The organism is Knoellia sp. 3-2P3, assembly GCF_029223115.1.
In the GTDB taxonomy this organism is placed as follows: Bacteria; Actinomycetota; Actinomycetes; order Actinomycetales; family Dermatophilaceae; genus Pedococcus_A.
In genome coordinates this window covers 406,046-432,149 of sequence record NZ_JARGZE010000003.1, presented here as the reverse complement: position 1 = coordinate 432,149, position 26,104 = coordinate 406,046, and the positions used below count along the sequence as shown (strand labels likewise).

Genomic DNA, 26,104 nt, shown 5'->3' with positions numbered 1-26,104 from the left:
ACTAGGGCATCGCGAACTGCTCGTCCACCGGTCCGAGCACGAGGAAGTGTCTGATCCAGTACCACTGGGCGAGTAGTCCTGCGAGAGCGCAGGTGACGATCGCCAGGTGCCGAAGGCGCGTGGAACGTCCGTGCGTCGTGGGAAAGATCCAGGCCAATGGAAAGGCGAGAAGAAAGAATCGAAACAGGCTGATGGCTGCTGGGGCAACAGCGAAGAGGTACATGGGGTAGGCCAAAGCCCAAGCGCGCAGTTCGGGCCCCCAGACAGAGGTGCTTGGCCGCAACACCACTGCAGCAAGAATGCCGGCAGCAGCCAGACATAGAGCGACGGCCCCCCAGCTGCCCAGGTCGTGCGCCACGCTGAAAACGCCGAACGGTCCGACGTCGGCTCCGTTACGCCATGCCTTCTGTGTTTCGGTGAAGGCTGCAGGTCGTCCGGTGATCACGGCTGCCGTGAGCGGCCACGCGGCCGTTGCAGCCACAGCAGTGAGAGCGACAAAGATCAGCGGTCGTAGCCGGAGATCGGCTTCGCGTGAGCGATACAGGCCGACTGCGTGTGCAGCAACGACGATCACAAGTGGTAAGACCACCGGACGCGTCAACCCAAGTAACAACATCAAGGCAGCGGTGGTCAGGTAGCGCCGGCGTCTGAGTTGGAGGAGCAGCCCAGACAACAACATCAGGGCCAAACCCTCCGTGTAGGCAATCTGAAAGGTCGCGGCGGCCATACTGGTGCAGAGCAGAAGGACGGTGGCGCGTGCAGCAGCACGCCCGGCGGTGTCGAGTAGCAAACGGTAAACCAGCACCGTCCCCACCAACGAGCACGTCAAGGACAGCAACACCGCGGCGTGCGAGAAGTCGAGGCCGGTGATCGCCATGACGACTCGAGCCACGAGGGGGAAGAGGGGCGGAAAGGCCCAAGGGTTTTGGTCTACCGACCCGTCGGCCGTCAAAGGGAGAGTGGAAGGGTAGCCATCGTGAGCAATCTGCTCGTACCACTGCCCGTCCCAATTAGTGGCCACCTCCCAGTACCCAGGCTGGGCCGGCGCAGTTGAGTGCACGTGATATCCCGAGCTCGCGACGACGGTCGTGACCGCGATCTGCTCTCGTTGCGCAATGAGGATGAACACGACGTCAACGAGGCGCGTTATGAGGAAGACCAGTGCTGGCCACACCCACCAGGCGTCTTGCTGGGTTGAGGCTTGGCGGACAACCGCTGCTGAGCGGTCGACAATCCCATATCTGGGCCGCTGCAAGACGGGCGCTGCATCAGGCGCCATGGATACCCGCTTTCGGTGGCACTAGGAGGACGTAGGTGGCACTGCGCGCCACTGGTATCCACCCAAGACGCGATGCCATGGCACCCGCGATGCCGGAGTCTTCCTCGACTAGGGCGTATTGAGCCTTCGTGCTCTCCACGAACTCGCTCCATGCCGGCTTGGCTTCCAAGGCGGCGACGTAGCTTCTCAGGTACTCCGTGTTGTAGATCTCCACCCTCAGGTCGGCGACGGGAGACAGTGAAGGGTGCCGCCACAGCAGCCATCCGCTCACGCCGAGATCTGAGAACACGACGGATCCCCGGGGCGCCGATGACAGCACCTTGTCCACGGTCGTCATCGACTCTGGATAGCGCGCAGACTGCATGGCCGGAGCGGAGAGAGAGAAGGCCAGTGCCGCTGTGGCGGCGCCGGCCAAGGCAAGCGCCGAGAGCCGCCGGTCATTGCCGCGGTTTCGGACCGCGAACGGCGGCAGGCTCTGCTGAAGGGCTTGGGCCAGAAGGGGTCCGACCATGATGGCGCCCAGTGGTACCAGACGCCACATCCACAGAATGCACGCTGCGGCAAAGCCGAGGGTGAGAATCTGCCATAGGGTCGGCGGCTTCGGGAGGCGGGTCCAGAGGACAGCCGTGAGCAGCACCGCCGCAAGGGCCGCTGCAGCGAAAGGATTGGTGACCGGCGTCGCTTTCCACTCGTCGGCGATCATCGCGGCGTTGGTGGTGAAGTGCAGAGGGGCCAACAGAAGCCTCGGCCCGACTGGCGTGACCGCCAGGGCGAGGATGCACATGACGTTCAGCAGGAGCAGCCTGCTGATGTCGCGCCGGGTCGGACGACTGCGCCGGTCCGCGAACATGCCTGTCGTGATCAGCAGCCCCACCGCAATGCCGAATGTCCACAGGGCATGGGAGCAGCCCCACAGCCAGAACAGCGGGACCAGCCACCACCTCGGTCGGCGGTCCTGCGTCGTCCTCCACCACGCGAACAGGGTGAGGGCGAAGAGCACGAAGCTGACGAGCTGGGGCCGCGGATTGAGGCTTGCAGCAGCACCCAAGATGGTCAACCCGGCCGCGAGCAGTGCCGGAAGGCGGTCGGCGACGAGGCGTGCCGTGAGGAATACCGTGAGGGTTATGGCAAGGATGCACAGCGTTCGGAGCCACAGCACCCCTCCGGTGCCCCAATGCCGATAGGCAAGCGCTGCCACGACCTCGGGTAGCCACTGGGTCGCGAGCCACGGGCGCTCGGCGAAGACCGCGGCGGAGTCGGTGACTCTGAGACCACCGCCTCGAAGTATCTGGTCTCCTGCGCGCAGGTGCCACCAGAAGTCCGGCTCGTAGAACGGGCCGAGGCCCCGGATCAGCGCCAGTCCCAGGACAGTCACGAGCGCGACGACTTCGACTGGCCTGACCGTTGAACGCCGTGGTGTGGCGATCATGATGGCGCCTCCAGCAGGACGAAGCCGCTGCCGCCAGCAGAGACCTGCCATTGGAGCTGTTCCGTCAGGGCCGCAGTGAGGGGACTGTCCGACTCAAGGAGTGCCGCTTGGGTCCCCGTGTCCGAGATGAACTGCTCCCACCCTCGCTTGGCCTGCATCGCATCGATGAATCGGTGGACTTGCGCTGGTGAGTACTGCTCGATTCTCAGGTCGAACACCGGGCGAACCTGAGGCGCGGTGAACATCAACCACCCGGTGGCATCACCGTAGGAGAGAAGGTGGGTTTCCGCGGCCAGGCCTTGTAGCCGTTCCTCCAGGGCAATCGGAACGCCGGTCACCTCCTGCCCCCGGACATTCGCGAGTGGAACTGCCGCGATCGAGGCAAGTGCGGCAGCCCCCACCCACAGTCCGACCACGCTTGGCACGGCCCGAATCTGAAGTCCAGCCGTCAGAACGGATCTCTGGCGAAAGACCTGCTCCGAGGCCCCGGCCAGGAGGAACGCCGCGATGATCGCCGCGAGCGGAACCGTACGCTGCATCGCCAGGGAAAACGTGGTGGCGGCGCAGAAGGCCAGGAGCTGCCAGGCGGGCGGTCGCTGTCTTCCGACCAGCCACAGTAGCCATGTAGCCGCCAGCATTACCAGAGCGAGTGCCACGGCCGGTGTCCGGACCGAGGAAGGCATCCACTCCGCCACGAACTGGCGACCATTCGAACCCACGCTGATGGGGGTCAGCAAGAGATTGGGGCCCAACGGTGTCAAGGCGGCTGCCGCAGTGCAGGCGCCGAGGAGAATCCCCAAACGCTTGAATGAAGCAACGCTCAGCGCCCCTCCAACGAGGAGCCCGAGAACCACGAGGCCGCCAAACGCTAGGCCCATGAACCAGACTCCGTGCGTGCAGGCCGCAAGCCAGGTCAGCGGGACCAGCCACCAACGGGGCTCGAGGTCCGCTGCCGACTGCCACCACGCGCCCACGGCCGGCACGAGCAGGACGAAACCTGCCAGCTGAGGCCGTTCGGTCAGCCATGGCCAGCAGGCCGCGAGCGAGGCCAGTGCCAAACCGGCTGCGAGCCAAGGGCTGCAGACCTTGGCCAAGAAGATCATCAACATCAACCCGAGCAGGAGGATGCCCACTCCCCGGGTCCAGGCAACGGCAGCCGGGCCGGCGAGTTCGTAGAGCCAGGCCACGACAACCGAGGGCAGCCACTGGGTCGGGACGTAGTCGGCAGCTGCGTAGGGAGCCCAAGGGTCTTGGCCGTCAAACCGGTGGCCGTGGAGCAGGAAGCTTCCCACTTTGAGGTGCAGCCATGGGCTGGGATCGCTGATCCCTCGTACCCCCACGAGCGGCAGCAGGAGGAGAAGGACGAAGCCTGGAGCTGCAGCTGCCGCCGCGGATCGGCTGCGGGGAAAACGGGACACTCCGGGCACGCGATCGATTCTGCAGGTTCGGCTAGTTCAGGCCCAGTGTCCCCAAGACTCCTCAGCCGTTCGGCTGATGCGACGGGGCCGAAGGGTCCACGGCGTTGTAACGGGATGGCCGATTGGTGGCGGCCGGCCGTGATGGAAGTGTTCTGCCCGGCGAGGCTCCAGCCTCACCTCGAGGTGCGAACCTCAGCCCGTAAGTCTCGAAAGGAACTCATCATGCTGAACTACGTCGCCAAGCTCCAGGCCCGTTTCGTCTCGCGCGACCGCGGTGCCACCGCAGTTGAGTACGGCCTCATGGTCGCGCTCATCGCCATCGTCATCATTGCGGCGGTCACGCTGCTCGGCAACAACCTCGACGGACTGTTCGACAAGGTTGCCACCAGCGTCTGACGAAGATCTCGAGAATGGCGGGCTGTTCACTGCCCGTCGGGAGGAGGAGCAATGTTCGGAGTGCCAACGCCGATCAGGCGCCGCTCGTCGCGGCATCCTGCGGCTCTGCGTTCCGCAGCCTCGTCCTCCGCTGACGTGCGGTCCCGCGGTCGTCTGGGCTCTTGCCTGGGCGACCGCGGTGCCACGTCCGTCGAATACGCCTTGATGGCCAGTCTGATCGCGCTCGTGATCATCGGCGCAGTTACGGCCTTTGGCCTCAAGGTCATTCCGCTGTTCAATGTCCCCGCAAGTGCACTCTGAGGTCCGCATGCAAAGGTCTTGCAGGAACCGCGATCGCGGAGCGTCTGCGGTGGAGATGGCGATCATCCTCCCCGTGCTGTTGCTTGTGCTGGGCGGCATCGTCGACCTCGGCAGGGCCCTCTACGGGCAGATCATTATCAGCAACGCCGCGCGCGAAGGCGCTCGAATGGTGTCGGTGAGCGGGTACTCGACAACCCAGGTTCAAGACCGCGTCAGACTGGCGTCAGGGGGGATATCGCCGATGGTCGTTCCGGCAACCAACCTCACGATCACTCCGACCGCGTGCCCAGCTTCTCCGGCTCCCACCGACTCAGGCACCGTGACTGTCACGGCGACGGGCTTCGGCTGGTTGATGCTCAATGTCGTGCCGCAGCTCGTCGGCGGCAACATCCCCGCTCCGAACCTCACAGCGACAGCGAGCATGCGATGCGTGGCCTGACCCTGATGCGGCGACTTCGCCGTTGCACACCGCTCGAGCTGCGTCGGCGTGAGCGCGGCGCAGCGGCGTCGATCGTTGCGATCTTGCTCGGCGGTGGGGTCATTCTGGGGTTCGCGGCGCTGTCCATCGACGTCGGGTCCTTGCTGTGGGAGCGTCGCCAGCTCCAGAACGGCGCAGACTCCGCCGCGCTGGCGCTGGCACAGACGTGCGCCACCGACCCCTCTGCCTGCACGACGACATCGGGCACAACGCAGACCATGCTCACCGGCCTGAACAACGTGAACAGCTACAGGGACTCCGCTGCCGGCTTCGATCCGACGACATACGCGGCGCCCGCCGGAGGTCTGGCTGGTGTGTGTGGTCGGGCCGTCGGCAGCCTGGTCGCCTGCAACGCCCCGACCAGCACGCTTGCGGACTGCGCTCCGTTGCCCTCCGGTGTGGCGGCCAACCCTGCCATCCCGTACGTCGAGGTGCACACGCTGTCCAAGGAGGCCGACGGCAGCACCCTTCTGCCCAAGTGGATCGCACAGACCATTGCTGGGGGAGCGTCCGACTCGGGGAACCGTGTCGCCGCGTGCGGACGGGCAGCCTACGGTGCCCCGGGCGGCGCATCGAGCGCTCCCATCACGTTCTCCATGTGCGAGTGGCGCGCCAACACGAACAACGGCGCCTCCTACTACACCGACCCGGTCGGTACCGCGCCTGGTTATGGCGGAGCCGGGCAGCCGGCGTGGCCGGCCGCGGCAACGACGCCACCGGCGGCACCCCTGGTGGGGCAGGAGATCAAGATCTACCTGCAGTCCCACGGTGTTGCGTCGTCCTGTTACAACTGGAACGGCCACGACGTGCCGGGAGGCTTCGGCTACCTCAGCGCGGGCGGCTGCAACGCCGTGCTGGGGGAAGGCGACTGGATCCGGGTCGACACGGGTAACAACTCCGCCGGCTGCGACCTGAGCTCCCTGGTAGGCACCGTCATCTACTTGCCCGTCTTCGACTGCACGATCACCTCCCACGGCAACCCGGGCGTCGTGAACCCGCTGCCGGCCGACTGCACCGAGGGCAACGGCAACAACACCTGGTACCACGTCGCCGGCTGGGCCAAGTTCTACCTCAGCGGCTACAAGACCGGCGGCTCGCAGGAGCGTGCCAGTCTCGTCAGCGGGGTCGTGCCGTGCAGTGGCGGTGACCGCTGCATCTCCGGCTGGTTGCTCGAGGGTGTCCTCAGGGACCGTCCCGTCGCCGGCCCCCCAGTGACCAATGGTTTCGGCACCTACGCCATCCAGCCCGCAGGATAAGGAAGAAGCAAAAGCATGGGACGCAGAGTTCTCGCAATCCTCGTCGCGGCGGTCGTTGCCGTGGTCGGTGTCGCAGCGGTGCTGGTGTACGCGCGCGGTGCAGACACACGTGCCGTTGCGGCACAGCAGCCTGCCGACGTGTACGTGGCAACGAAGGCGGTCTCCTCGGGCACCATGCTCAAGGACGCCATCCGCTCAGGGGCCATCGTCAAGACATCGGTGGCGTCAAAGGGCCTTCCCATGGGGGCGCTGCAGCGCGTGACCGACAGCAACAGCTCACTCCTCGCCCTCACGGACATCCAGCCCGGCGAATACGTTCTTTCCGGTCGCTTCGGCACGACGCCGGTGGGGACCAAGGCGATCGAGGTCCCGGCGGGGATGGTTGCCGTCTCGGTGCAACTGTCCGACCCCGCTCGCGTGGGAACGTTCGTCACGCCCGGGACGCACCTCGCCATCTTCGACAGCTACAAGATCAAGGCCATCGGCGATGACGAGAAGTCCAAGACCCTCAACGAGGCGGGGGTCCAAGGCACCAGCGTCCTGCTCGAGGACGTCCTGGTCATCGCCATGGGGAACACCGCTCTGACACCGGGCCAGAACACGACTCCCAAGGAGGGTGAGGCAGCACCCGCCGCCGCGCCCAGCTTCCTGGTCACCGTCGCCGTGTCGCCGAAGGACGCCGCCAGGCTCGTCCACGGCATCAACACCGGTCAGCTGTACGCAGCGCTCCGAGGCGCCGACGTGAAGATGGCAGGCGTTCCGCGCATCGACGACCTGAACCTCTTCGACCTTTCCGGAGTCGGCAAATGACGCTCCTCTGGGACAACGACGCCGCGGCAGCCGAGCGCTTCAACTACGCGGTCGGCGGAGACATCCACAGGATCGACAGCCACGTCGCCCTGATGCGCGGACTTGAGGACTCTCCGCGCGAGAACCTCGTGCTCATCGGTCCAGACATCGACATGCAGAGCGCGTGCGACCTGTCGGAAGCGGTTCGCGTGCTCAGGGCGGATGTGGGCGTCATCCTCCTGCGCCGCCGTCTCGACGTCGCCGTCCTGGGCCAGGCCCTGCGGGCGGGGGTGCGTGAGGTCATCACTGCGGACGATCTCACCGGTCTGGCCGACGCCGTGCGTCGCAGCCGCGAGCTGTCCCAGAAGATGGCAGGTCAGCACGACCATGCGGTGCAGGAGGGGAAGGTCGTCACGGTCTTCTCGGCCAAGGGCGGCGTCGGCAAGACGACCTTCTCGACCAACCTGGGCTGCTACCTGGCTTCGACAGGAGCCCGCGTCCTGCTGGTCGACCTCGACTTGGCGTTCGGGGACGTGGGCATCAGCCTCCAGATGCTGCCGCAGAACTCGATCATCGACCTGGTGCAGATGGCCGGACACCTCGATGAGCAGGGTCTGCAGTCGGTGGTCACGCGCCACGAGAGTGGTCTCGACGCCGCCTGCGCGCCCGCAGAGCCGAGCGACGCGGACCGCATCCCCGGGCAGATCATCGGCGAGCTCCTTAAGGTCGCCAAGCGCAGCTACGACTTCATCGTCGTCGACACGCCGCCGGCCTTCACCGAGCATGTGCTCGCGGCCTTCGACAACAGCGACCTGCTCGTGCTGATCGCCACGCTGGACATCCCCGCGGTCAAGAACCTACGGCTCACGCTCGACACGTTGGACCTCCTCGGGAGCCCTCGGGAGGACCGGGTCATCGTGCTCAACCGTTCCGATGCCAAGGTCGGGCTGCGCAGTGAGGACGTGGTCGCGGTCATCAAGCAGGACATCGCAGTCATGGTGCCCAACAGCACGGCGGTTCCTGCCTCGGTGAACCGTGGCGTGCCGATCGTCCTCGACGAGCCGAAGCACCCCGTGAGCATCGCCATCCGCGAGCTCGCCGAGGGCTTCGTGAAGCCGGTGGGTAACGTCTCGCGTTCTGACGTCCGGGAACGTCGTGGCTCTGACGAGCACACGCGCCGCCGCATCCTGAGCTGGGGAGGCCGCCGATGAGCCTTGCGGATCGGCTTGAGAATGTGCGACGCGCGCAGCAGCCCGTCGGAGACAGCGCCCATGCGGCGCCCGAGCGCGCACGCATCGTGGACCCGTTTGCAGCCGTCAAGGCGAGCGTCCATCAGGCGCTGCTCGACTCGTTGGGGCCTCAGCTCTACGACCCCCACCTGGACCAGGGTGAGCTCGAGACGAGGGTTCGCCACACCCTTCAGGAGGTCATCGACTCCGAGGAGACACCGCTCTCCCTTGCGGATCGGACCCGCATCGCGCAGGAGGTGGCCGACGAGATCCTGGGTCACGGCCCGCTCGAACCGCTGCTCCGCGACAGTGAGATCAGCGAGATCATGGTCAACGGCCCCGACAAGATCTACGTCGAGCGCGCCGGCAAGATCTACTCGGTCGACACGCACTTCAGCAGCGACGCACATTTGCGACGGACGATCGACAAGATCGTGGGGCGTGTCGGCCGGCGCATCGACGAGGCCAGCCCGTTGGTGGATGCGCGCCTTCCCGATGGGTCCCGAGTCAATGCGGTCATCCCGCCCATCGCGCTCGACGGGTCCATGCTGACCATCCGAAAGTTCTCGACGGACCCGTTCACCGACAAGGACCTCATCGCCTTCGGTACCTTCAGTGTGCAGGTCCGTGACTTCCTGATCGCCTGCGTGCGAGGTCGTCGGAACATCATCATCTCCGGTGGAACCGGATCCGGAAAGACGACGCTCCTCAACGTGATCTCCTCCTTCATTCCCGAGGACGAGCGCATCGTCACCATCGAGGACGCGGCCGAGCTCCAGCTCCACCAGGACCACGTACTCCGGCTCGAGTCACGTCCGGCGAACATCGAGGGCAAGGGACAGATCGCAATTCGCGACCTCGTCAAGAACTCGCTGCGTATGCGACCCGACCGCATCGTCGTCGGTGAGATCCGTGACGGTGCCGCCCTCGACATGCTGCAGGCCATGAACACGGGTCACGACGGCTCGATCACCACGGTGCACGCCAACAGCCCCCGGGACAGCCTTTCTCGTCTCGAGACCCTGGTCCTCATGGCCGGTGTCGACCTTCCTGTGCGAGCAATTCGCGAGCAGGTTGCCGGTGCCGTCGATCTCGTCATCCAGCAGGCGCGTCTGAAGGACGGATCTCGACGTGTGGTGGCCATCTCCGAGGTGGCGGGCATGGAGGGTGAGGTCATCACCATGCAGGACATCTTCACCTTCAACTACAGCGCTGGCCGCGACGAGAATGGACGCTTCCGAGGGTCCCTCGTCAGCACCGGTTTGCGTCCCAAGTTCGCTGAGGAGCTGCACGACCAGGGCATCGAGCTCCCGCCGAACCTCTTCGTGCGGGGGGTGTAGTGACGACCAACCGAGAGGGACTTCTCCTCAGGCTGAGGCGCTCGGGTCTTGCGCTGACCGCTGCCCTACTTGGCGTCGCGGTCACCACCTCGGGAACGGCGGCCGCCGCGGAAGGGGGCGCTGCTTCGATCAGCTCCACTAAGCTGGACAAGGGAACGTTCACGGGGGTCCTGACAGTTCGAGCGGGCCAGTCGTCGTCGTCCATCGACTCCTCCTCACTCAGGGCGAGTGTTCAGGGCAAGACGTACCCGGTCACGGTCCGACCGGTCGCCCAGGCCAAGCGGGCCACCATGCTCGTGGTCGACACGAGCGGATCCATGGGCGAGGCCGGCATGGCCACCGTGCGAAGCTCGGTCTCTGAGTTCCTCACCAACGTTCCCACGGACGTCGCAGTGGGGCTGGTCTCCTTTGCCGCGACCGCAGGTGTGGACGTGCCTCCGACCAAGGACCGCGCGAGGGTGCAGAAGGCCGTCAACGCGCTTCGGTCCCGGGGCGAGACCACTCTCTACGACGGGGTGGCTCTGGCTGCCGCCGGCCTCGCGGGCTATGACGAGCGGAGCCTGCTGCTTCTGAGCGACGGTGGGGACACGCGCAGCACCAAGGCCACCAGGGCCAGTGCCACAGCAGCGCTGCAGCGCAACGGTGTTCGCGCTGAGGTCATCGGCTTCAAGACCGACGACAGCGACAACACGGTCCTGAAGGGCTTCGCGGCCGCTGGCGGGGGGAGTGTGGCTGCGGCCGGCAACGAAGAGGCCGTTCGTCAGGCCTTCCGGGCTGCAGCGAAAGCCCTCGACTCGCAGGTCACGATCAGCTTCACGCCTGACGCCGCGGTGCGGTCGAAGCAGGTGGTGACGGTCAGTGGCAAGGCGAACGGACGCCCGTTCCAGGCGCAGTCCACCGTGGACTTCGGGGCTGCTCCGGTTGCCACGACACCCGTGCCCAGCCAGACTGCGACGCTCGCGCCAGACGACGAGGAGAGCACGGTCATCCCTGCGGCTCCGCGTCAGGATGGGCTGCCGCCTCAGCTGCTGCTCGCCCTCCTCGCGACGGGCCTTGGGCTCCTCGGACTTGGCGTTGCGTTGGCTGCGCCCTTGTTCACCTCCAACCGCAAGCGTCGAGTCGAGGGCATCGAGCGCTATGTCACGCCCGGAGCCACGCTTGTCGCGGACAAGGCCAAGTCGGTCAAGCCACAGGCGATTTCCAGCGGTCTCGTCAACCTCGGCGACAAGGTCATGGATGGCCGCGAGTCCACCAGCAAGACCATGGCTCTCATGGAGCGTGCCGACCTGCCCCTGCGGGCGGGGGAGTGGTGGGTGTTGCGCCTCGTTGCAGTGGTCGTGGGGATCGCAGCAGCCCTCATTCTCTTCCGTGGTGGGCTGGGCATGACCATCTTCGCCCTCGTGATCGGAAGCGTCCTCGGCTATCTGCTTCCCGCAGCCATCCTGCGATTCCTCGCCAAGCGGCGCTGCAAGAAGTTCGAGGCACAGCTTCCCGACGTGTTGAACCTGGTCGCCAGCAGCCTCTCCACAGGGTTCTCGCTGCTCCAGGCCCTCGACGCGGTGGCCAAGGATGCAGCCGAGCCGGCGGCCAAGGAGTTCTCCCGTGCCCTCGCTGAGACCCGCATCGGGGCAGACATCAGTGAGTCCCTGGAGCGCATGGCCGAGCGGATGGGCAGCACCAACATGAAGTGGGCGTCCATGGCCATCCAGATCCAGCGCACGGTGGGTGGCAACCTGGCGGAGACCCTGAAGACCACGGCCAAGACCCTCCGGGAGCGAGAGTCCTTGCACCGGCATGTGAAGGCGCTGTCGGCTGAGGGCAAGCTCTCCGCCTACATTCTGATCGGGCTGCCCATCGGCATCTTCCTCTACACCATGCAGACCAACCGGGAGTACATCGAGCTTCTCTGGACCAGACCGATGGGCCTGGCCATGATGGGCGCCGGAGTGGTCTCCCTAGTGATCGGAACGCTCTGGATGCGCAAAGTCGTGGATGTGCAGGTGTGATGATGGGATCAAACCTTCTCCTGCTCCTGGGAATCGCCTCGATCGGGCTGGCGCTGGCCACGGTCGTTCTCGCGGCAGCTTGGGGGGCCGGCCAGACGACGGGCGTGGCACGATCGCTGGCGATCATCGAGCAGACGGTCGACCCGCATGAGGTCAGCAAGCAGGACATGCCCATGTCGGAGCGGCTGGTGCAGCCGATGCTCCTGCGCACACGGGGTCTGGCCTTCAAGCTGTCGCCTGCCGGAGCCTCCGACCGGATGACTCGGCTCCTGGACCTGGCCGGCAACCCGGGGAACTGGACCGCCGAGAAGATCATGGGCTTCAAGGGTGCAGGACTACTCGTCGGTGCTGTGGTTGGAATGGTCCTGGGCGGCCTGAGCATCAAGGGTCTCCTCTTTGCCTTGGCCGGTGCTGCCGCGGGCTTCTACGTCCCCGACCTTCTGCTCTACAACTTGGGTTTGAAGCGGCAGGAGGAGCTCCGGCTCGGTCTGGCCGACTCGCTGGACATGATGACCGTCTGCGTGGAGGCAGGGCAGGGGTTCGACGCGGCACTGCTACAGGTCGCCCGTGCGGTTGACGGCCCCGTAGCCGGCGAGTTCGCTCGTGTGCTGTCGGAGATCCAGATCGGCAAGTCTCGCGGCGAGGCGTTCAGCTCGCTCGCGGCGCGGACGACAGTGCCCGAGGCGAAGAATTTTGTCAGCGCACTCGTGCAGGCGGATCGACTTGGCCTCCCCATCGCCAACGTGCTGCGTGAGCAGTCCGGACAGATGCGGCTGGTCCGTCGTCAGCGCGCGGAGGAGAAGGCGCAGAAGGTGCCGGTCAAGATCCTCTTTCCGATGCTGCTCTTCATCTTCCCGGCGCTGTTCATCGTCATCATCGGGCCGGGCGCCATCCGCATGGTCGACACGTTCTCGGGAATGTGACGCGGCCGGGGGCCGCAGCGGAATGAAGCCGGGGTCAGCGGGGCAGGTTGCTCGCTGACTCCGGCTTCACCAGTCCCAGCCGCAGCGCCGCCATCACGGCGGACGCCCGGTTGTGGGCCCCGAGCTTCTCGTAGACCTTCGAGACGTGGGTCTTGACGGTCGACTCGCTCATGTAGAGCTTCTTGGCCACGGCGGCGATGGAGTCACCGGCCACGAGCCGGTCGAGCACCTCGGTCTCGCGCGGAGTCAGCTTCGGCTTGTCCGACGACGACCGCCGGCGCAGCGCCTCCGCCAGGCCGGTGGCCATGAAGGCGTCCGGCGCGACAGCGGCGCGACGCACCGCGGCGATGACCTCCTCCGAGGGTGCCGACTTCAGCACCAGGGCAGAGGCCCCCAGGTCGAGCGCCTCGAGCAGCGTCTCGTCGTCGTTGTGCATGGTCAGCACGACGATCCCGAGGCGCGGCGACGCCTCGCGCGCCGCGCGAGCCAGCGTCAGGCCAGAGCCGTCCGGCATCGACACGTCGATCACGAGCACGTGGAAGGGCTGCTGCTGGAGCAGCACACGGCCCTCGGTGAGCGAACCTGCCTGTCCCACGACGTGGAGATCGGGCTCGCTGTCAATCATGCGGCAGACGGCTTCTCGGACCAGTGTGTGGTCGTCGATCACCATCACGTTGATGCTCATGACGGCTGAGGGATCCTTTCGTGTGACAGCGTCGCGGAAGGAGCCGCGCCGCGTGCCCGCATTCTCATGCGGACGGAGACACCGCGCTCACCATACGGGTCGACGGTGATCTCGGCACCGAGAGCCCGCAGCGGGTGCTCGGCGAAGTCCTTGCGCCTCAGGGTGGAGGTGCCGTTGTGCGAGACCCAGAGCTCGGCGCGGGGGGCGGCCACGTTGAGGCGCACGTCCATCGACGTCGTGTCGGCAGCGTGCCGGGCATCGGTCAGCACTTGGAGGAACAGGCGGTAGATCAGCACCTCGGTGTGCGCCGGCAGCCGGAACCCGGTCTCGGAGAGGTGCATGCGGGTCGTCATGCCCGTGGCCGAGCCGAAGTTCTGCAGCCGGGCGCCGATCATGGCGCCCAGGCCCGTGTCGGGCCGCACGGCGATGCGCAGGTCCGCGATGTGCAGGCGCAGGTCGGCGAGCACCCGCGAGACCTCCTTGCGCAGCGAGTCGAGGTCGTCGGCGAGCGGCGACTCGAGGTCGCGTGCCCGCCTGCGTACGGAGTCGAGGCCGAAGCCGAGCGCCACCATCTCCTGCGCGATTCCGTCGTGCATCTCCCGGGCCAGTCGCTCGCGCTCCTCGAGCCCGGCCCGCTCGCGCAGGCTGGCGAAGACCACCGACAGGTCGATGTGGGCGGAGTGGGCCGCGGCCACCTCGACCGCTGCTGTGAGGTCGTCCTCGGAGAAGGGAGTCATCGCCGGCCGGTCTGCCACCAGCACCCCCAGCCGCTCTCCGGTCTCGTCGTACATCGGCACCGAGATCACCGACCGCTCGACGTAGTCGCCGTCCCACACCGACAGCGTCGGGTCGCCCTCGTGCCAGGCGTGCCACAGCACCGATCCGGGCTCGGTCGGGTCCGGCCACGGCGTGCGGTCGGCTCCGCGGATGGCCAGCGGCACGGCCGGGTCATCGCCGTAGCCCACGAGGATCGCGCTGCGCGCCGAGCGCGTGCGGCCGGCGAGGTCCTGCAGCGCCATCTCCGCCGAGGCCGGGGCGTCGAAGCCGGTGTCGAGGGAGTCGGCCAGCTCGTGGAGCCGCCGCAGCAGCATGCTGGCCTCGGCGGCGAGCGAGGGGTCGACCGACACCGACGCCGACGCGGCCTGCGCCTCCATCTGCCGAGACAGCGCGCCGAGCAGGCCGATGAGGGCCGCCCCGAGGATCCACAGAAGCATGCGGCTGCTCGCTCCGTCGCTGAGCTTGCCGGTGGCCCAGAGGATGGCGAACCCCGTGCCGGCGCCGAGACCGACGATCCACAGCACCCAGCGCGGCCGGTAGTTCAGGCCGATGTTGAAGGCGGGGATCACGATGAGGGCCTTGGGCCCCACCCCGCCGTACGCCATGGCCGCCCCGGCGGCGAGGGCCTCGATGCTGATCACGGCCAGGCCCTGGATCCGCCTGGTGCGCGTCGGCGGCTTGGGGGCGAGCAGCATGGTGGCCACCAGGTCCAGGGTCGTGACCAGCAGCACCCAGGGGAGGGCCTCGGCGACGTCGCCGCGCAGGGCCGCGACGGTCAGGGCTGCCAGGGCGAAGCCGATCCGGATGAGCGTGGCCATCGACAGCCGCGGCAACCAGCGCATGCCAACCTCCGCTCTGTGCACCCCGGCGCCTGCCATTTTCGCCCTATCGGATCGCGGTGTCCTGCGGTTCCGGTCTTTGGCCGGGATTTGTCCACAGGTACCTCGGGCAGCGTATCCCCGCCCACAACGCCCGGGCCACCGCAACGCGGGAATCGCGACGACGTCCAGTCTTGCGGCATGCGAGGCCGGTTCGTCCACGAGTGCGCCACCGCGCTGGGCACCCTCGCTGCGCTCGCCCTGCCCGCCGGCTGCGCCTCCTGCGGTGCCGCTGACGAGCCCGTGTGCCGTGCGTGCCGGGCCGCGGTCAGCGCGGCCGTGTGGGTCGATGGTCCGCGGATGGTCCGTCCGCGCCCCTGCCCGGAGGGCATGCCCCGGGTCTGGGGGAGCGCGCCCTACGGCGGCGCGCTCGGGCACCTCGTCACGGCATACAAGGACGACGACCGCCGCGACCTGGCCGCCCTGCTGGCCCCGCTTCTCGCTGCGGCGGTCGATGCCGCGATCCGCGGGTCGGCCGCGCGGGCGACGCTGGCGCGGGGCAACGGGCCGGTGCTGGTCGTCCCGGCTCCAACATCACGGCAGGCCAGGCGGCGGCGCGGTGACGCCCCACTGCTCGGGCTCGTGCGCGGCGCCGTCGCGGGGTACGAGCAGACGGAGGTGCTCTGCGCCGACGCGCTGAGGCTGCGACGCCGTGTCGCCGACCAGGCCGGGCTGACGGCCAAGCAGCGTCGGGCCAACCTCGAGCAGGCCATCGAGGTGCGGGCGCGCTGGAGCCCCAGCGTCGCCGGCGCCGTCTGCGTGGTCGCCGACGACGTCCTGACCACGGGCGCCACCCTGGTCGAGGCGGCTCGTGCGCTGCGGCGCGACGGCGCCCGGGAGGTCGTCGCCGCCGCCATCTGCGCGACGCCGCGCAGGGGTGCCCGCGCTTATCACCACAAACCCACCCCGGTATAGGCCATTCGTCCACTGTCGGAATGCGGGGACGTCGACTACCTTCTCTGTATGGCCCCCCCGGTCCTCGTGGAGAACACGACGACAGGGCGCCCCCGGCACTCCTCCGGCGGCGTCCCGGCCCGGGGAGCGGGCGGCCGGCGGAGCCGGCGAGGGGAGTGGTGCCGCGGTTGACGAGGGCTTCGCAGGCCCGTCTCATGCACCCCACGAATCCCCCAAGGAGGACACTGTGGAGATTGTCGTCACCGGACGCAACATGCAGGTTTCCGATCGGTTCAGGTCCCACCTCGACGAGAAGCTGGCCAAGATCCCGCAGCTCGCGCCGCGGGCGCAGCGCGTCGACGTGGTCGTGACCCACGAGCCGAACAAGCGCCAGGCCAAGGCCTGCGACCGCATCGAGATCACCTGTCATGTGAAGGGCCCCATCGTGCGGGCCGAGGCCTGTCTGGACGACAAGTACGCCGCACTCGACCTGGCCATGGACAAGCTCATGGAGCGGCTGAGGCGGGCCCACGACAAGCGCAGGGTCCATCGAGGCCGCCACGCCCCGGAGTCGGTGGCCCAGGCGACAGCGCGCCTCGCGTCCTCGCTCAACGGCGTGAGTGGGGAGCACGCCCACGAGGGTGAGACGGAGGAGCACGAGCCCTTCGGGGCCCAGGGGAACTCACCCATCGAGGTGCGCGAGAAGGTGCACGCCACCACACCGATGACGCTGGACCAGGCCGTGAACGAGATGGAGCTCGTCGGACACGACTTCTACCTCTTCCACGACAGCGACACCGACAAGCCGAGCGTCGTCTACCGCCGCCGCGGCTGGTCCTACGGCGTCATCCACCTCGACGTGGACCGCCACGGGCAGCCGCTGGCAGCGCCGCTGGACGAGATGGAGAAGGTGAGCTGACCACCCGTTGAGCGGCGGCGCCTGCCCCGGTGACCTGCGCTCATGCCAGGACAGGTCAGCTGAAAAGGGCAGGTGCCGCCGCTCACGCATGACAGGATGTGCAGCGTGAACGCAGGGGAGAGCGCGCAGACGGCGCAGGAGCCCATCCGGGTGGTGATCGCCGACGACCACGTGTTGTACCGGCGCGGTCTCCAGACGGTCGTCACCCAGGAGGAGGACATCGACATCATCGGCGAGGCGAGCGACGGCCAGGAGGCCATCGACCGCACCGTCGAGATGCTGCCCGATGTCGTGCTCATGGACGTGCGGATGCCGCGCGTGTCGGGCATCGAGGCCTGCGCCGCGATCAAGAGCCAGGTCCCGTCCACCAAGATCATCATGCTGACGATGTCGGACGAGGAGTCCGACCTCTACGAGGCCGTCAAGGCCGGGGCCAACGGCTACCTGCTCAAGGACGTGCCCGGCGAGGAGATCGCCGCCGGCATCAAGGCGGTCATGGGCGGCGACTCGCTGATCTCCCCGTCGATGGCCTCCAAGCTGCTGGCCGAGTTCGCGCAGATGAGCAAGAAGAGCCCCGACCGCCCCACCACCGTGGGCGCCCCGCGGCTCACCGAGCGCGAGCTCGAGGTGCTCAAGCTCGTGGCGCGCGGGATGGCCAACAAGGAGATCGCGCACCAGCTCTTTATCTCCGAGAACACCGTGAAGAACCACGTCCGCAACATCCTGGAGAAGCTCCAGCTCCACTCGCGCATGGAGGCGGCCATGTATGCCGTGCGCGAGAACCTGCTCGACCCCGAAGAATGACGGCTGCCGGACGCCTCACCGCTGCACCGTCGGCCCCCGAGCCGGTCCGCCTGACCAAGGCCCAGGCTCGGCGCATCGCGCTCGCGGCCCAGGGCTTCGCCGACCCCCGCCCTGCCCCGGGCTCGGTCACGATGCGCCACCTCCAGCGCGTCATCGACCGGGTCGGTGTCGTCCAGATCGACAGCGTCAACGTCCTCGTCCGCAGCCACTACCTGCCGTTCTACTCCCGCCTCGGGCCCTACGACCGCGCCCTGCTCGAGCGTGCGCGCGACCGGGCGCCGCGCAGGCTCGTTGAGTACTGGGCGCACGAGGCCAGCCTCATCCCGCCGCAGACCTGGCCGCTGCTCGACTTCCGCATGCAGCGGGCGCTCGACGACTCGTGGGGCGGCATGCAGCGGGTCGCGCGTGACCACCCCGAGCTCGTCGACGCGGTGCTCGGCGAGGTCGCCGCCCGGGGCCCGCTGACCTCCCGGCAGGTGGAGGTCGCCCTGGAGCACGACCTTCCCCGTGAGCGCGACGAGTGGGGCTGGAACTGGTCGCTGGTCAAGAACGCCCTCGAGCACCTGTTCTGGTCGGGTCAGATCACCAGCGCCGGCCGCACCCAGCAGTTCGAGCGCCGGTATGCCGCGCTGGGGCGCGTGCTGCCCCGTGACGTCGCGCCCCTGGCCCTCGACCCGTCCTTGCGACCGACGCACGAGCAGGCCTGGCGCGAGCTGGTCCTGATCGCCGCCCGCGCGCACGGCGTCGGCACCGAGCAGTGCCTGCGCGACTACTTCCGGCTCAAGCCGGAGCAGGCCCGGCCCGCCATCGCCTCCCTCGTCGAGGAGGGCGCCCTCCTGCCCGCCACCATCGAGGGGTGGGCGCGCCCGGCATACCTGCACCCGGAAGCCCGCCGGCCGCGACGCGTGACCGCGCGGGCCCTGCTGAGCCCGTTCGACTCGCTGATCTGGCAGCGCGACCGCACCGCCGCGCTGTTCGACTTCGCCTACCGCCTCGAGATCTACGTGCCGGCCCACCTCAGGGTGCACGGCTACTACGTGCTGCCGTTCGTCTTCGGCGAGCGCCTGGTCGCCCGCTGCGACCTCAAGGCCGACCGGGCGGCCGGGCTTTTGCGCGTGCACGCGGTGCACTGGGAGCCGGACGCCCCGCCGGAGGCCCGGCCGGCGCTCGAGGAGGAGCTCGCCTCGATGGCCGGCTGGCTGGGCCTGGGCTCCGTCGGCTGACGAACGGCGGGATCCTGCCGCTCATTGGCCGGATACGCCTGTCGCCCCAGCCGTGGCGCGCGTTATCTTCCGCCGGTGCCCACCACCGCCGGTCGCCGTCGCCGCATCCACCGTGCCTGGTGGGTGGCGCTGGTCGTGCTCGGGGCCCTGGTGGCCGCGGCCGGGTTCCGCTCGTCCACGGGGGCGCTGCTCGAGCCGCTGGAGAGCGAGTTCGGCTGGTCGCGGGCCACCACGTCCGGAGCCGTCAGCGCCAACCTCGTCATCTACGGCCTCACCGCACCCTTCGCAGCAGCCCTCATGGAGCGGTTCGGCATCCGCCGGGTGGTGAGCGGCGCGCTCCTGCTCGTGGCGGCCGGCAGTGGCCTGACCCTCGTCATGACCGAGGCGTGGCAGCTGTGGCTGCTCTGGGGGCTTGCGGTCGGCGTCGGCACCGGGGCCATGGCGCTCGTGCTCGGGGCGGTTGTCGCGAACCGCTGGTTCGCCGAGAACCGTCGCGGGCTGGTGACCGGCATCTTCGGCGCCGCCAACGCCACGGGCCAGCTGGTGTTCCTGCCGGGCATCGCTGCGCTCGCCACCGGGCCGGGCTGGCGGTATGCCGCGCTGGTCACCACCGTGGCGGCGGTGCTCCTCGTGCCCGTGGTGCTGTTCGTCGTCGCCGACCACCCGCACGACGTCGGCACCCACCCCCTCGGCGCACAGCCGCACGAGATGGGTGAGAGCCAGGCGCAGCTCGCGCCGCGGGCGGCATCACCCGCCCGGATGGCCGTGCAGACCCTGCGCGACAGCCTGGCGAGCCGCACGTTCTGGATCCTGGTGGGCACCTTCTGGATCTGCGGCTGGTCGACGAACGGCCTCATCGGCACCCACTTCATCCCTGCCGCTCATGACCACGGTATGCCGCAGACCACCGCGGCCGGGCTGCTGGCGCTGGTCGGCATCTTCGACATCGTCGGCACCGTGGCCTCCGGCTGGCTCACCGACCGGGTCGACCCGCGCTACCTGCTCTTCGGCTACTACAGCCTGCGTGGCCTGGCGCTCCTGGCCGTGCCGTCGCTGCTCGGCCCGCAGGTGCACCCCAACCTGTTCCTCTTCATCGTCTTCTACGGGCTCGACTGGGTGGCCACGGTGCCGCCGACCATCGCCTTGTGCCGTCGGCACTTCGGCGTCGCGCGCTCGAGCGTGGTGTTCGGCTGGGTCTTCGCCTCGCACATGGTCGGCGCCGGGGTCGCCGCCAGCTACGCCGGCTGGGTCCGCAGCTCGACGGGGGAGTACCTGGCCGCCTGGCTGACGGCCGGCGCGCTCTGCCTCGGTGCCGCGGTCGCCTGCCTGGCCATCGCCCGGACGACGGGCGCAGGCAGGGAGCCCGCCGGACCGCAGCCGCGGCCGGCTCTCGAGGGTGCCGGGGAGCGGCCCTCCTGACGGGTGTGTTGAATGGGGCCCATGGCGCACACCGACACCGTGATCACCCGCAACGACGAGGCCAGCCGGTACGAGGCGCACGTGGACGGCGCGCTCGCGGGCTTCGCGGAGTACACCCTCACCTCCACGGTGATCACGTTCACCCACACCGTGGTCGACCCCGCCTACGAGGGACAGGGCGTCGGATCGGCTCTCGCCAAGGGCGTCCTGGACGACGCGATCGCGCGCGGCGACCGCCGGATCAAGGTGGTCTGCCCGTTCATCAGGGCCTGGATCGGGCGCCACCCCGACTACCAGCACCTGCTCGAGGGCGCGCCGCAGGCCTGAGCGGCGCCCGGTGCGTGCCACCCGACATACGGTGGTGGGAACCGGCCCGCGGGGCCGGGGCGTTGCGCCTTGAGGGGCGCATGGTGTGGGGGGTCACACCGCGCCGGCCGACTCGACTAACCTAGGCGGGGCCGTCTGACGAGGACGGCCGCAAACTCCAGGAGATACTGCGTGGTCAAGATCGTCGAAAAGCTGCTGCGAGCTGGTGAGGGACGCACCCTCAAGAAGCTGCAGGGCGTCGCTGCCCAGGTCAACGCGATCGAGGAGGACTTCGAGAAGCTGACCGACGCCGAGCTGCGCGCCGAGACCGATGTCTTCCGTAAGCGCCTCGCCGACGGGGAGACCCTCGACGACATCCTGCCCGAGGCCTTCGCCGCCGTGCGCGAGGCCTCCAAGCGCACCCTGGGCAAGCGGCACTTCGACGTGCAGCTCATGGGTGGCGCCGCCCTCCACCTGGGCAACGTCTCCGAGATGAAGACCGGTGAGGGCAAGACCCTCGTCGCGACGCTGCCGTCGTACCTCAACGCCCTGACCGGCAAGGGCGTGCACGTCGTCACCGTCAACGACTACCTCGCGGAGTACCAGTCCGAGCTCATGGGCCGCGTGCACCGCCTGCTCGGCCTCGAGACCGGCTGCATCCTGGCCTCGATGACCCCGGAGCAGCGCCGGGCCGAGTACGCCAAGGACATCACCTACGGCACCAACAACGAGTTCGGCTTCGACTACCTGCGCGACAACATGGCCTGGTCGATGGAGGAGCTCGTCCAGCGCGGCCACCACTTCGCCATCGTCGACGAGGTCGACTCCATCCTCATCGACGAGGCCCGCACCCCGCTCATCATCAGCGGCCCCGCCGACGCCGCCACGAAGTGGTACACCGAGTTCTCCAAGATCGCCAAGATGCTCAAGCGCGGCGAGCTCGAGTCCGGCGAGGGCGACTACGAGGTCGACGAGAAGAAGCGCACCGTCGGCGTGCTCGAGGCCGGCATCGCCAAGGTCGAGGACTACCTCGGGATCGACAACCTCTACGAGTCGGTCAACACCCCGCTCATCGGCTACCTGAACAACTCCATCAAGGCCAAGGAGCTGTTCAAGCGCGACAAGGACTACGTCGTCATGAACGGCGAGATCCTCATCGTCGACGAGCACACCGGCCGCCTCCTCGCCGGCCGCCGCTACAACGAGGGCATGCACCAGGCGATCGAGGCGAAGGAGGGCGTCGAGATCCAGAACGAGAACCAGACGCTGGCCACGATCACCCTCCAGAACTACTTCCGCATGTACGACAAGCTGTCGGGCATGACGGGCACCGCCCAGACCGAGGCGGCCGAGCTGCACTCGATCTACAAGCTCGGCGTCGTGCCGATCCCGACCAACCGGCCGATGATCCGCAAGGACCAGGCCGACCTCGTCTACCGCACCGAGGAGGCCAAGTTCTCCGCGGTGGTCGACGACATCGTCGAGAAGCACAAGCAGGGCCAGCCCGTGCTCGTCGGCACCGTCAGCGTCGAGAAGAGCGAGTACCTCTCCGACCAGCTGCGCCGCAAGGGCATCCCGCACGAGGTCCTCAACGCCAAGCACCATGAGCGTGAGGCCGCGATCGTCGCCCAGGCGGGTCGCAAGGGCGCCGTCACCGTCGCCACCAACATGGCCGGTCGAGGCACCGACATCATGCTCGGCGGCAACCCCGAGTTCATGGCCGTGGCCACCCTCAAGCAGCGCGGCCTCGACCCGGTCGAGACCCCGGAGGAGTACGAGGCCGCCTGGGACGACGCGCTCGCCAAGGCCGAGGAGTCCGTGGCCGCGGAGCACAACGAGGTGACCGAGCTCGGCGGCCTCTACGTGCTCGGCACCGAGCGCCACGAGTCGCGCCGCATCGACAACCAGCTGCGCGGTCGCTCCGGCCGTCAGGGCGACCCGGGCGAGTCCCGGTTCTACCTGTCCCTGCAGGACGACCTCATGCGCCTGTTCAACGCGGCGATGGTCGACCGGTTCATGACGACCGCGAAGATGGACGACAACGTCCCGATCGAGTCCAAGCTCGTGACGCGCTCGATCCAGAGCGCGCAGGGCCAGGTCGAGGGCCGCAACTTCGAGATCCGCAAGAACGTCCTCAAGTACGACGACGTCCTCAACCGCCAGCGCACCGTCATCTACGACGAGCGCCGCCGGGTGCTCGAGGGCGAGGACCTGCACGAGCAGATCCGCCACTTCGTCAACGACGTCGTCAACGGCTACATCGACGCCGAGACGGCAGAGGGCTTCCCCGACGACTGGGACCTCGAGCGCCTCTGGACCGCGCTGAAGACGCTCTACCCGGTGTCGGTCACCCCCGAGGATGTCGAGGAGGCCGCGGGCGGCCGCAGCGCCCTGACCGCCGACGTCCTGCGCGAGCAGCTGCTCTCCGACGCCCACCACGCCTACGACGCCCGTGAGGAGGAGCTCGGCGCCGAGGTCATGCGCGAGGTCGAGCGCCGCGTCGTGCTGTCGGTGCTCGACCGCAAGTGGCGCGAGCACCTCTACGAGATGGACTACCTGCAGGAGGGCATCGGCCTGCGCGCGATGGCCCAGCGCGACCCGCTCGTGGAGTACCAGCGTGAGGGCTTCCAGCTCTTCCAGGCGATGATGGAGTCGATCAAGGAGGAGTCGGTCGGCTACCTCTTCAACGTCAACGTCGAGGTGGAGAAGCCGGCTCCGGCCGTCGCCCCCGTCAGCGTCTCCGACATGCTGGCCGGCTCGGGCATCGCCGCCGCAGCAGAGGAGCCCAGCCTGGCGGCCGAGGCCGCTCCGGTGGGCGAGGACGTCCTCGCCGCCGCCCCCGCGGGGGAGAGCGAGGAGGAGCGGGCCGAGCGCGAGCGCATCGAGATCCGCGCCAAGGGCCTCGAGCAGCCGGTGCGCGCGTCGCAGCTGCACTACTCGGCTCCCACCGCCGAGGGTGGCGTCGAGGTCCGCGACGTGGGTTCCACCGGAGCGACCCTGACGCAGGAGCAGCTCGACGAGACCCCGAAGAACGCGCCCTGCCCCTGCGGCTCGGGCAAGAAGTTCAAGATGTGCCACGGGGCAAAGGCCTGAGGGTCCCCCCGAACAGCAGGGTGAACGCGCCGGCAGCTGCCGGCGCGTTCACCTTTGCCGCAGCAGGTCAGCCGACCTCAGCTGGTCAGCCGACCTGGAGCGCCTCGATGCGCCAGCGGCCGTCGACGCCGACGAGCCGCATCGCCAGCGCCCTGACACGCGGGCCGTCGAGCACCACCGCACAAGCCTCGGCGACCCCGTCGGCGGGCTCGCACACCCGCACGCTGCGGACCACGGCGCGGCGGGCGGCCGTCGAGCCGCGGCGCGCCGAGACGGCCCCGCGACGCGCGACCACGGCGTAGACCTCGGGCGTGGTCCAGCGCAGTATCTGCGGCGGCTGCCGCAGTCCCGACATCACCTCGACCACCGCCTGTGCCAGGTGCCCGGCCCAGTGGACCGGGTCGGGCAGCCCGCTGCGGCCGGTGGCCTGCGGCCCGAAGAGCTGCTCGTCGCTGGCCGAGGCGAAGTCCACCGCCAAGGCGTCCTGGATGTAGCGGGGGCCGCCCCGCGCGCTGTCGGGCGGCAGGGCGCCGGAGCTGCCGGGGGTGGTCTGGGGGAGCACCGCAGGGCGCGGCTGCGGGATGGGCAGCACCCGGATCGGCTGCAGGGCAGGGCCGGGTCGTGCGGGTCCGCTGCCTGTCTGCGCAGCAGGGTTCCTGGCCGCGCTCAACGGAGGGCTCCGGTCGCGGCGGGCGCGCGGAGCACCTGGCCCGGCAGGAGGAGGCCGGGGTCGGGCCCGATGACTGCGCGGTTCGCCTCGTGCCAGCGTGGCCACTCCGCTGCGACCTCGGCGTCGGTCGCATCGGGGCCGAGGTGGTGGCGTACGAGGTCCCACAGGGTGTCTCCACGGCGTACGACGACATCGGGGCGCTCCCCGGCCGGCGGGGCGGTCGACACCAGCCGGGTCGACGGCTGGGGGCGCACCGGTGGGCGGCTCGGGGTCCATCCCGGTGCGGGCGGCGCAGGGACCTCGCCACCGGCAGCGGACGGTTTCTCAGCGGGCACCCGGGAGGAGCCGAAGCCGGGTGACGGCGCGGTGGACGAGGGGATGGGGGCGGACGTTGGGGTGGAGCTCGATGTGGTTGGGGCATGAGGGCCGGGCGGCAGCCCAGTGGCCCGGAACGCCGGCGACGCGGCCGTGCCGGCGTCGGCGGAGGTCCCGGTGCCCTCGGCGAGGGCGGTGCCGGGTGCGAGGGCGCCGGCCAGGCTCGCGCCGACGACCACCGCGGCGAGGCGGCGCACCGCTCGCGGCACCGTCTGCTCCGCCGCCCGGCGGCACCAGAGGCCGACCCGCCCCGGCAGGTGACCGAGCAGGGCGAGGACCAGACCCGCCCACAGCCACGTCGCGACCACGGCCCCGCCGAGCGCCGCCACCAGGGTCAGGGCCTCCTCCGGGCTCGCGGGTGGGGGTGCCCCCACCTCCCGGACCAGCGACACCGCCACCACGCCCAGCCAGCCCCCGGCGAGAGGGATGCCGATGCCCGCTCCGATGACCCTGCCGAATTGCGCTCCCCGCATTGGTGTCCCCAGTGTTCGTTTGCCTGCGTTTGCGTTCATATGCATTCATGCACGTTTGCCTGCGTTTGGCAAGGGGTGCGTTCGCGAGGCTAGGCTTCGACCGCCTCGGCAGGGCGCCGAGCGCCGCTGCAGGCCGGCGACAGATCGGGGGGTGTCATGCGTTGGGAGCGGCTCTTCGCCGACCTCGAGGGGCAGTGGGAGGCGGAGGCTCGCCGCGACCTGGACCAGGAGGTCGCGGACCGCACGCGGCGCGAGCGGGCGACCGTGGGGCTGTACGAGCGCCTGGCCGCCTCGGTCGGTGACCCGGTCGGCCTGCGCCTGGTCGCCGGCCCGCCGCTGGCCGGCGTCGTGGCCGACGTCGGCGACGGGTGGCTGCTGCTCGCCGGCGAGCTGGGGCGTGCCGCCCTGGTGCCGTTGGCCGCAGTGACAGCCGTGACGGGAGTCGGCGCCCGGGCGTCGGAGTCGGCCCTTGGGAGGCGCTTCGGCCTCGGCTACGCCCTGCGGGGGCTGAGTCGTGACCGTGCGGTGGTGGCGCTCACCGACGTGGCCGGCGCCGTGGCGACCGGCACCATCGACGCGGTCGGGTCGGACTGCTTCGACCTCAGCGAGCACGCGCCTGAGGAGCCCAGGCGTGCGGCCAACGTCACGGGCCGGCTCCTGGTGCCGTTCTCGGCCGTGGCGTGCCTGCGCCCGGCCGGCGGTCCGGCCTCCCTGGAATGACGAGACCCGCCCGGCGAGGGGCGGG

At 68.9% G+C, this 26,104-nt stretch carries 24 protein-coding genes; 17 read left to right on the top strand and 7 right to left on the bottom strand.

Going from position 1 to position 26,104, the window contains the following annotated elements; translation table 11 throughout:
• Position 1 precedes the first annotated feature (1 nt).
• From P0Y31_RS12155 to P0Y31_RS12145, 3 genes are all read right to left on the bottom strand, one after another.
• Positions 2-877 carry a hypothetical protein gene (locus P0Y31_RS12155; RefSeq protein ID WP_275869679.1) on the bottom strand — a complete coding sequence of 292 codons (876 nt, stop codon included), beginning with the start codon at positions 875-877 and terminating at the stop codon, positions 2-4.
• 391 nt (positions 878-1,268) lie between these two features.
• A complete protein-coding gene (locus P0Y31_RS12150; RefSeq protein ID WP_275869678.1) occupies positions 1,269-2,708 on the bottom strand; it encodes a hypothetical protein in 1,440 nt (479 codons plus the stop codon).
• Entirely contained in the window at positions 2,705-3,895 is a 1,191-nt protein-coding gene (locus P0Y31_RS12145; protein WP_275869677.1) for a hypothetical protein, read from the bottom strand. The genes P0Y31_RS12150 and P0Y31_RS12145 overlap by 4 nt, the downstream gene beginning before the upstream one ends.
• A gap of 453 nt (positions 3,896-4,348) precedes the next feature.
• Between P0Y31_RS12145 and P0Y31_RS12140 the strand changes: the two genes are divergently transcribed.
• The 9 genes from P0Y31_RS12140 to P0Y31_RS12100 are packed head-to-tail and all read left to right on the top strand — an operon-like array spanning position 4,349 to position 12,843.
• Positions 4,349-4,522, top strand: a complete 174-nt coding sequence (locus P0Y31_RS12140) for a Flp family type IVb pilin (protein WP_275869676.1) — start codon at positions 4,349-4,351, stop codon at positions 4,520-4,522.
• A 51-nt stretch (positions 4,523-4,573) separates the two neighbouring features.
• On the top strand, positions 4,574-4,822 hold the full coding sequence (locus P0Y31_RS12135; RefSeq protein WP_275869675.1) for a Flp family type IVb pilin: 249 nt from the start codon (positions 4,574-4,576) through the stop codon (positions 4,820-4,822).
• A 49-nt stretch (positions 4,823-4,871) separates the two neighbouring features.
• Positions 4,872-5,261, top strand: coding sequence for a TadE/TadG family type IV pilus assembly protein (locus P0Y31_RS12130; RefSeq protein ID WP_275869674.1), 390 nt, complete (start codon positions 4,872-4,874; stop codon positions 5,259-5,261).
• Positions 5,249-6,556 (top strand): Tad domain-containing protein, encoded by a 1,308-nt coding sequence (locus P0Y31_RS12125; protein WP_275869673.1) that lies wholly within the window; start codon positions 5,249-5,251, stop codon positions 6,554-6,556. Before P0Y31_RS12130 ends, P0Y31_RS12125 begins: the two co-directional genes overlap by 13 nt.
• Before the next feature lie 15 nt (positions 6,557-6,571).
• Positions 6,572-7,366 carry an RcpC/CpaB family pilus assembly protein gene (locus P0Y31_RS12120; RefSeq protein ID WP_275869672.1) on the top strand — a complete coding sequence of 265 codons (795 nt, stop codon included), beginning with the start codon at positions 6,572-6,574 and terminating at the stop codon, positions 7,364-7,366.
• The gene (locus tag P0Y31_RS12115; RefSeq protein WP_275869670.1) at positions 7,363-8,556 is read left to right on the top strand and encodes an AAA family ATPase; all 1,194 of its coding nucleotides are present in this window, start codon (positions 7,363-7,365) and stop codon (positions 8,554-8,556) included. The genes P0Y31_RS12120 and P0Y31_RS12115 overlap by 4 nt, the downstream gene beginning before the upstream one ends.
• On the top strand, positions 8,553-9,914 hold the full coding sequence (locus tag P0Y31_RS12110) for a CpaF family protein (protein WP_275869668.1): 1,362 nt from the start codon (positions 8,553-8,555) through the stop codon (positions 9,912-9,914). The genes P0Y31_RS12115 and P0Y31_RS12110 overlap by 4 nt, the downstream gene beginning before the upstream one ends.
• Positions 9,914-11,920, top strand: coding sequence for a type II secretion system F family protein (locus P0Y31_RS12105; protein ID WP_275869666.1), 2,007 nt, complete (start codon positions 9,914-9,916; stop codon positions 11,918-11,920). Before P0Y31_RS12110 ends, P0Y31_RS12105 begins: the two co-directional genes overlap by 1 nt.
• Positions 11,920-12,843 carry a type II secretion system F family protein gene (locus P0Y31_RS12100; protein WP_275869857.1) on the top strand — a complete coding sequence of 308 codons (924 nt, stop codon included), beginning with the start codon at positions 11,920-11,922 and terminating at the stop codon, positions 12,841-12,843. The genes P0Y31_RS12105 and P0Y31_RS12100 overlap by 1 nt, the downstream gene beginning before the upstream one ends.
• Positions 12,844-12,877: 34 nt before the next feature.
• Here the strand turns inward: P0Y31_RS12100 and P0Y31_RS12095 are convergent, their stop codons facing one another.
• Both P0Y31_RS12095 and P0Y31_RS12090 read right to left on the bottom strand, forming a co-directional pair.
• A complete protein-coding gene (locus P0Y31_RS12095; RefSeq protein ID WP_275809707.1) occupies positions 12,878-13,528 on the bottom strand; it encodes a response regulator transcription factor in 651 nt (216 codons plus the stop codon).
• Positions 13,525-15,147, bottom strand: a complete 1,623-nt coding sequence (locus P0Y31_RS12090; RefSeq protein ID WP_275869664.1) for a histidine kinase — start codon at positions 15,145-15,147, stop codon at positions 13,525-13,527. The genes P0Y31_RS12095 and P0Y31_RS12090 overlap by 4 nt, the downstream gene beginning before the upstream one ends.
• A gap of 177 nt (positions 15,148-15,324) precedes the next feature.
• On the opposite strand from P0Y31_RS12090, the gene P0Y31_RS12085 reads away from it, so the two are divergent.
• The 7 genes from P0Y31_RS12085 to secA all read left to right on the top strand — a co-directional run bounded on the left by P0Y31_RS12085 (position 15,325) and on the right by secA (position 23,841).
• Complete coding sequence (locus tag P0Y31_RS12085) at positions 15,325-16,098, top strand: phosphoribosyltransferase family protein (protein ID WP_275869662.1); 774 nt, start codon at positions 15,325-15,327, stop codon at positions 16,096-16,098.
• 226 nt (positions 16,099-16,324) lie between these two features.
• Positions 16,325-16,996 carry a ribosome-associated translation inhibitor RaiA gene (raiA, locus tag P0Y31_RS12080; RefSeq protein ID WP_275869660.1) on the top strand — a complete coding sequence of 224 codons (672 nt, stop codon included), beginning with the start codon at positions 16,325-16,327 and terminating at the stop codon, positions 16,994-16,996.
• Positions 16,997-17,101: 105 nt separating this feature from the next.
• A complete protein-coding gene (locus tag P0Y31_RS12075; RefSeq protein WP_275809695.1) occupies positions 17,102-17,800 on the top strand; it encodes a response regulator transcription factor in 699 nt (232 codons plus the stop codon).
• Complete coding sequence (locus tag P0Y31_RS12070) at positions 17,797-19,023, top strand: crosslink repair DNA glycosylase YcaQ family protein (protein ID WP_275869659.1); 1,227 nt, start codon at positions 17,797-17,799, stop codon at positions 19,021-19,023. The genes P0Y31_RS12075 and P0Y31_RS12070 overlap by 4 nt, the downstream gene beginning before the upstream one ends.
• A gap of 75 nt (positions 19,024-19,098) precedes the next feature.
• On the top strand, positions 19,099-20,442 hold the full coding sequence (locus P0Y31_RS12065; protein WP_275869657.1) for an MFS transporter: 1,344 nt from the start codon (positions 19,099-19,101) through the stop codon (positions 20,440-20,442).
• A gap of 21 nt (positions 20,443-20,463) precedes the next feature.
• Positions 20,464-20,769, top strand: a complete 306-nt coding sequence (locus P0Y31_RS12060) for a GNAT family N-acetyltransferase (RefSeq protein WP_275869655.1) — start codon at positions 20,464-20,466, stop codon at positions 20,767-20,769.
• Between the two features lie 171 nt (positions 20,770-20,940).
• Positions 20,941-23,841, top strand: a complete 2,901-nt coding sequence (secA, locus tag P0Y31_RS12055; protein WP_275869653.1) for a preprotein translocase subunit SecA — start codon at positions 20,941-20,943, stop codon at positions 23,839-23,841.
• Between the two features lie 85 nt (positions 23,842-23,926).
• On the opposite strand, the gene P0Y31_RS12050 is transcribed toward secA, so the two are convergent.
• Together P0Y31_RS12050 and P0Y31_RS12045 are read right to left on the bottom strand one after the other, a co-directional pair.
• Complete coding sequence (locus tag P0Y31_RS12050) at positions 23,927-24,433, bottom strand: Rv3235 family protein (protein WP_275869651.1); 507 nt, start codon at positions 24,431-24,433, stop codon at positions 23,927-23,929.
• 74 nt (positions 24,434-24,507) lie between these two features.
• Entirely contained in the window at positions 24,508-25,359 is an 852-nt protein-coding gene (locus P0Y31_RS12045; RefSeq protein ID WP_275869649.1) for a hypothetical protein, read from the bottom strand.
• A 156-nt stretch (positions 25,360-25,515) separates the two neighbouring features.
• On the opposite strand from P0Y31_RS12045, the gene P0Y31_RS12040 reads away from it, so the two are divergent.
• Complete coding sequence (locus P0Y31_RS12040; RefSeq protein ID WP_275869647.1) at positions 25,516-26,079, top strand: hypothetical protein; 564 nt, start codon at positions 25,516-25,518, stop codon at positions 26,077-26,079.
• Positions 26,080-26,104: the final 25 nt, after the last annotated feature.

Excerpts from the sequence above, each read along its gene's own strand:
- P0Y31_RS12040 (WP_275869647.1), top strand. The coding sequence starts at position 25,516 with ATGCGTTGGGAGCGGCTCTTCGCCGACCTCGAGGGGCAGTGGGAGGCG.
- P0Y31_RS12125 (WP_275869673.1), top strand. The coding sequence starts at position 5,249 with ATGCGTGGCCTGACCCTGATGCGGCGACTTCGCCGTTGCACACCGCTC.
- P0Y31_RS12115 (WP_275869670.1), top strand. The coding sequence starts at position 7,363 with ATGACGCTCCTCTGGGACAACGACGCCGCGGCAGCCGAGCGCTTCAAC.
- P0Y31_RS12155 (WP_275869679.1), bottom strand. The coding sequence starts at position 877 with ATGGCGATCACCGGCCTCGACTTCTCGCACGCCGCGGTGTTGCTGTCC.
- P0Y31_RS12150 (WP_275869678.1), bottom strand. The coding sequence starts at position 2,708 with ATGATCGCCACACCACGGCGTTCAACGGTCAGGCCAGTCGAAGTCGTC.
- P0Y31_RS12045 (WP_275869649.1), bottom strand. The coding sequence starts at position 25,359 with ATGCGGGGAGCGCAATTCGGCAGGGTCATCGGAGCGGGCATCGGCATC.
- P0Y31_RS12120 (WP_275869672.1), top strand. The coding sequence starts at position 6,572 with ATGGGACGCAGAGTTCTCGCAATCCTCGTCGCGGCGGTCGTTGCCGTG.
- P0Y31_RS12095 (WP_275809707.1), bottom strand. The coding sequence starts at position 13,528 with ATGAGCATCAACGTGATGGTGATCGACGACCACACACTGGTCCGAGAA.
- P0Y31_RS12100 (WP_275869857.1), top strand. The coding sequence starts at position 11,920 with ATGATGGGATCAAACCTTCTCCTGCTCCTGGGAATCGCCTCGATCGGG.
- P0Y31_RS12085 (WP_275869662.1), top strand. The coding sequence starts at position 15,325 with ATGCGAGGCCGGTTCGTCCACGAGTGCGCCACCGCGCTGGGCACCCTC.
- P0Y31_RS12070 (WP_275869659.1), top strand. The coding sequence starts at position 17,797 with ATGACGGCTGCCGGACGCCTCACCGCTGCACCGTCGGCCCCCGAGCCG.
- P0Y31_RS12060 (WP_275869655.1), top strand. The coding sequence starts at position 20,464 with ATGGCGCACACCGACACCGTGATCACCCGCAACGACGAGGCCAGCCGG.
- P0Y31_RS12135 (WP_275869675.1), top strand. The coding sequence starts at position 4,574 with ATGTTCGGAGTGCCAACGCCGATCAGGCGCCGCTCGTCGCGGCATCCT.
- P0Y31_RS12090 (WP_275869664.1), bottom strand. The coding sequence starts at position 15,147 with ATGCGCTGGTTGCCGCGGCTGTCGATGGCCACGCTCATCCGGATCGGC.
- P0Y31_RS12140 (WP_275869676.1), top strand. The coding sequence starts at position 4,349 with ATGCTGAACTACGTCGCCAAGCTCCAGGCCCGTTTCGTCTCGCGCGAC.
- P0Y31_RS12110 (WP_275869668.1), top strand. The coding sequence starts at position 8,553 with ATGAGCCTTGCGGATCGGCTTGAGAATGTGCGACGCGCGCAGCAGCCC.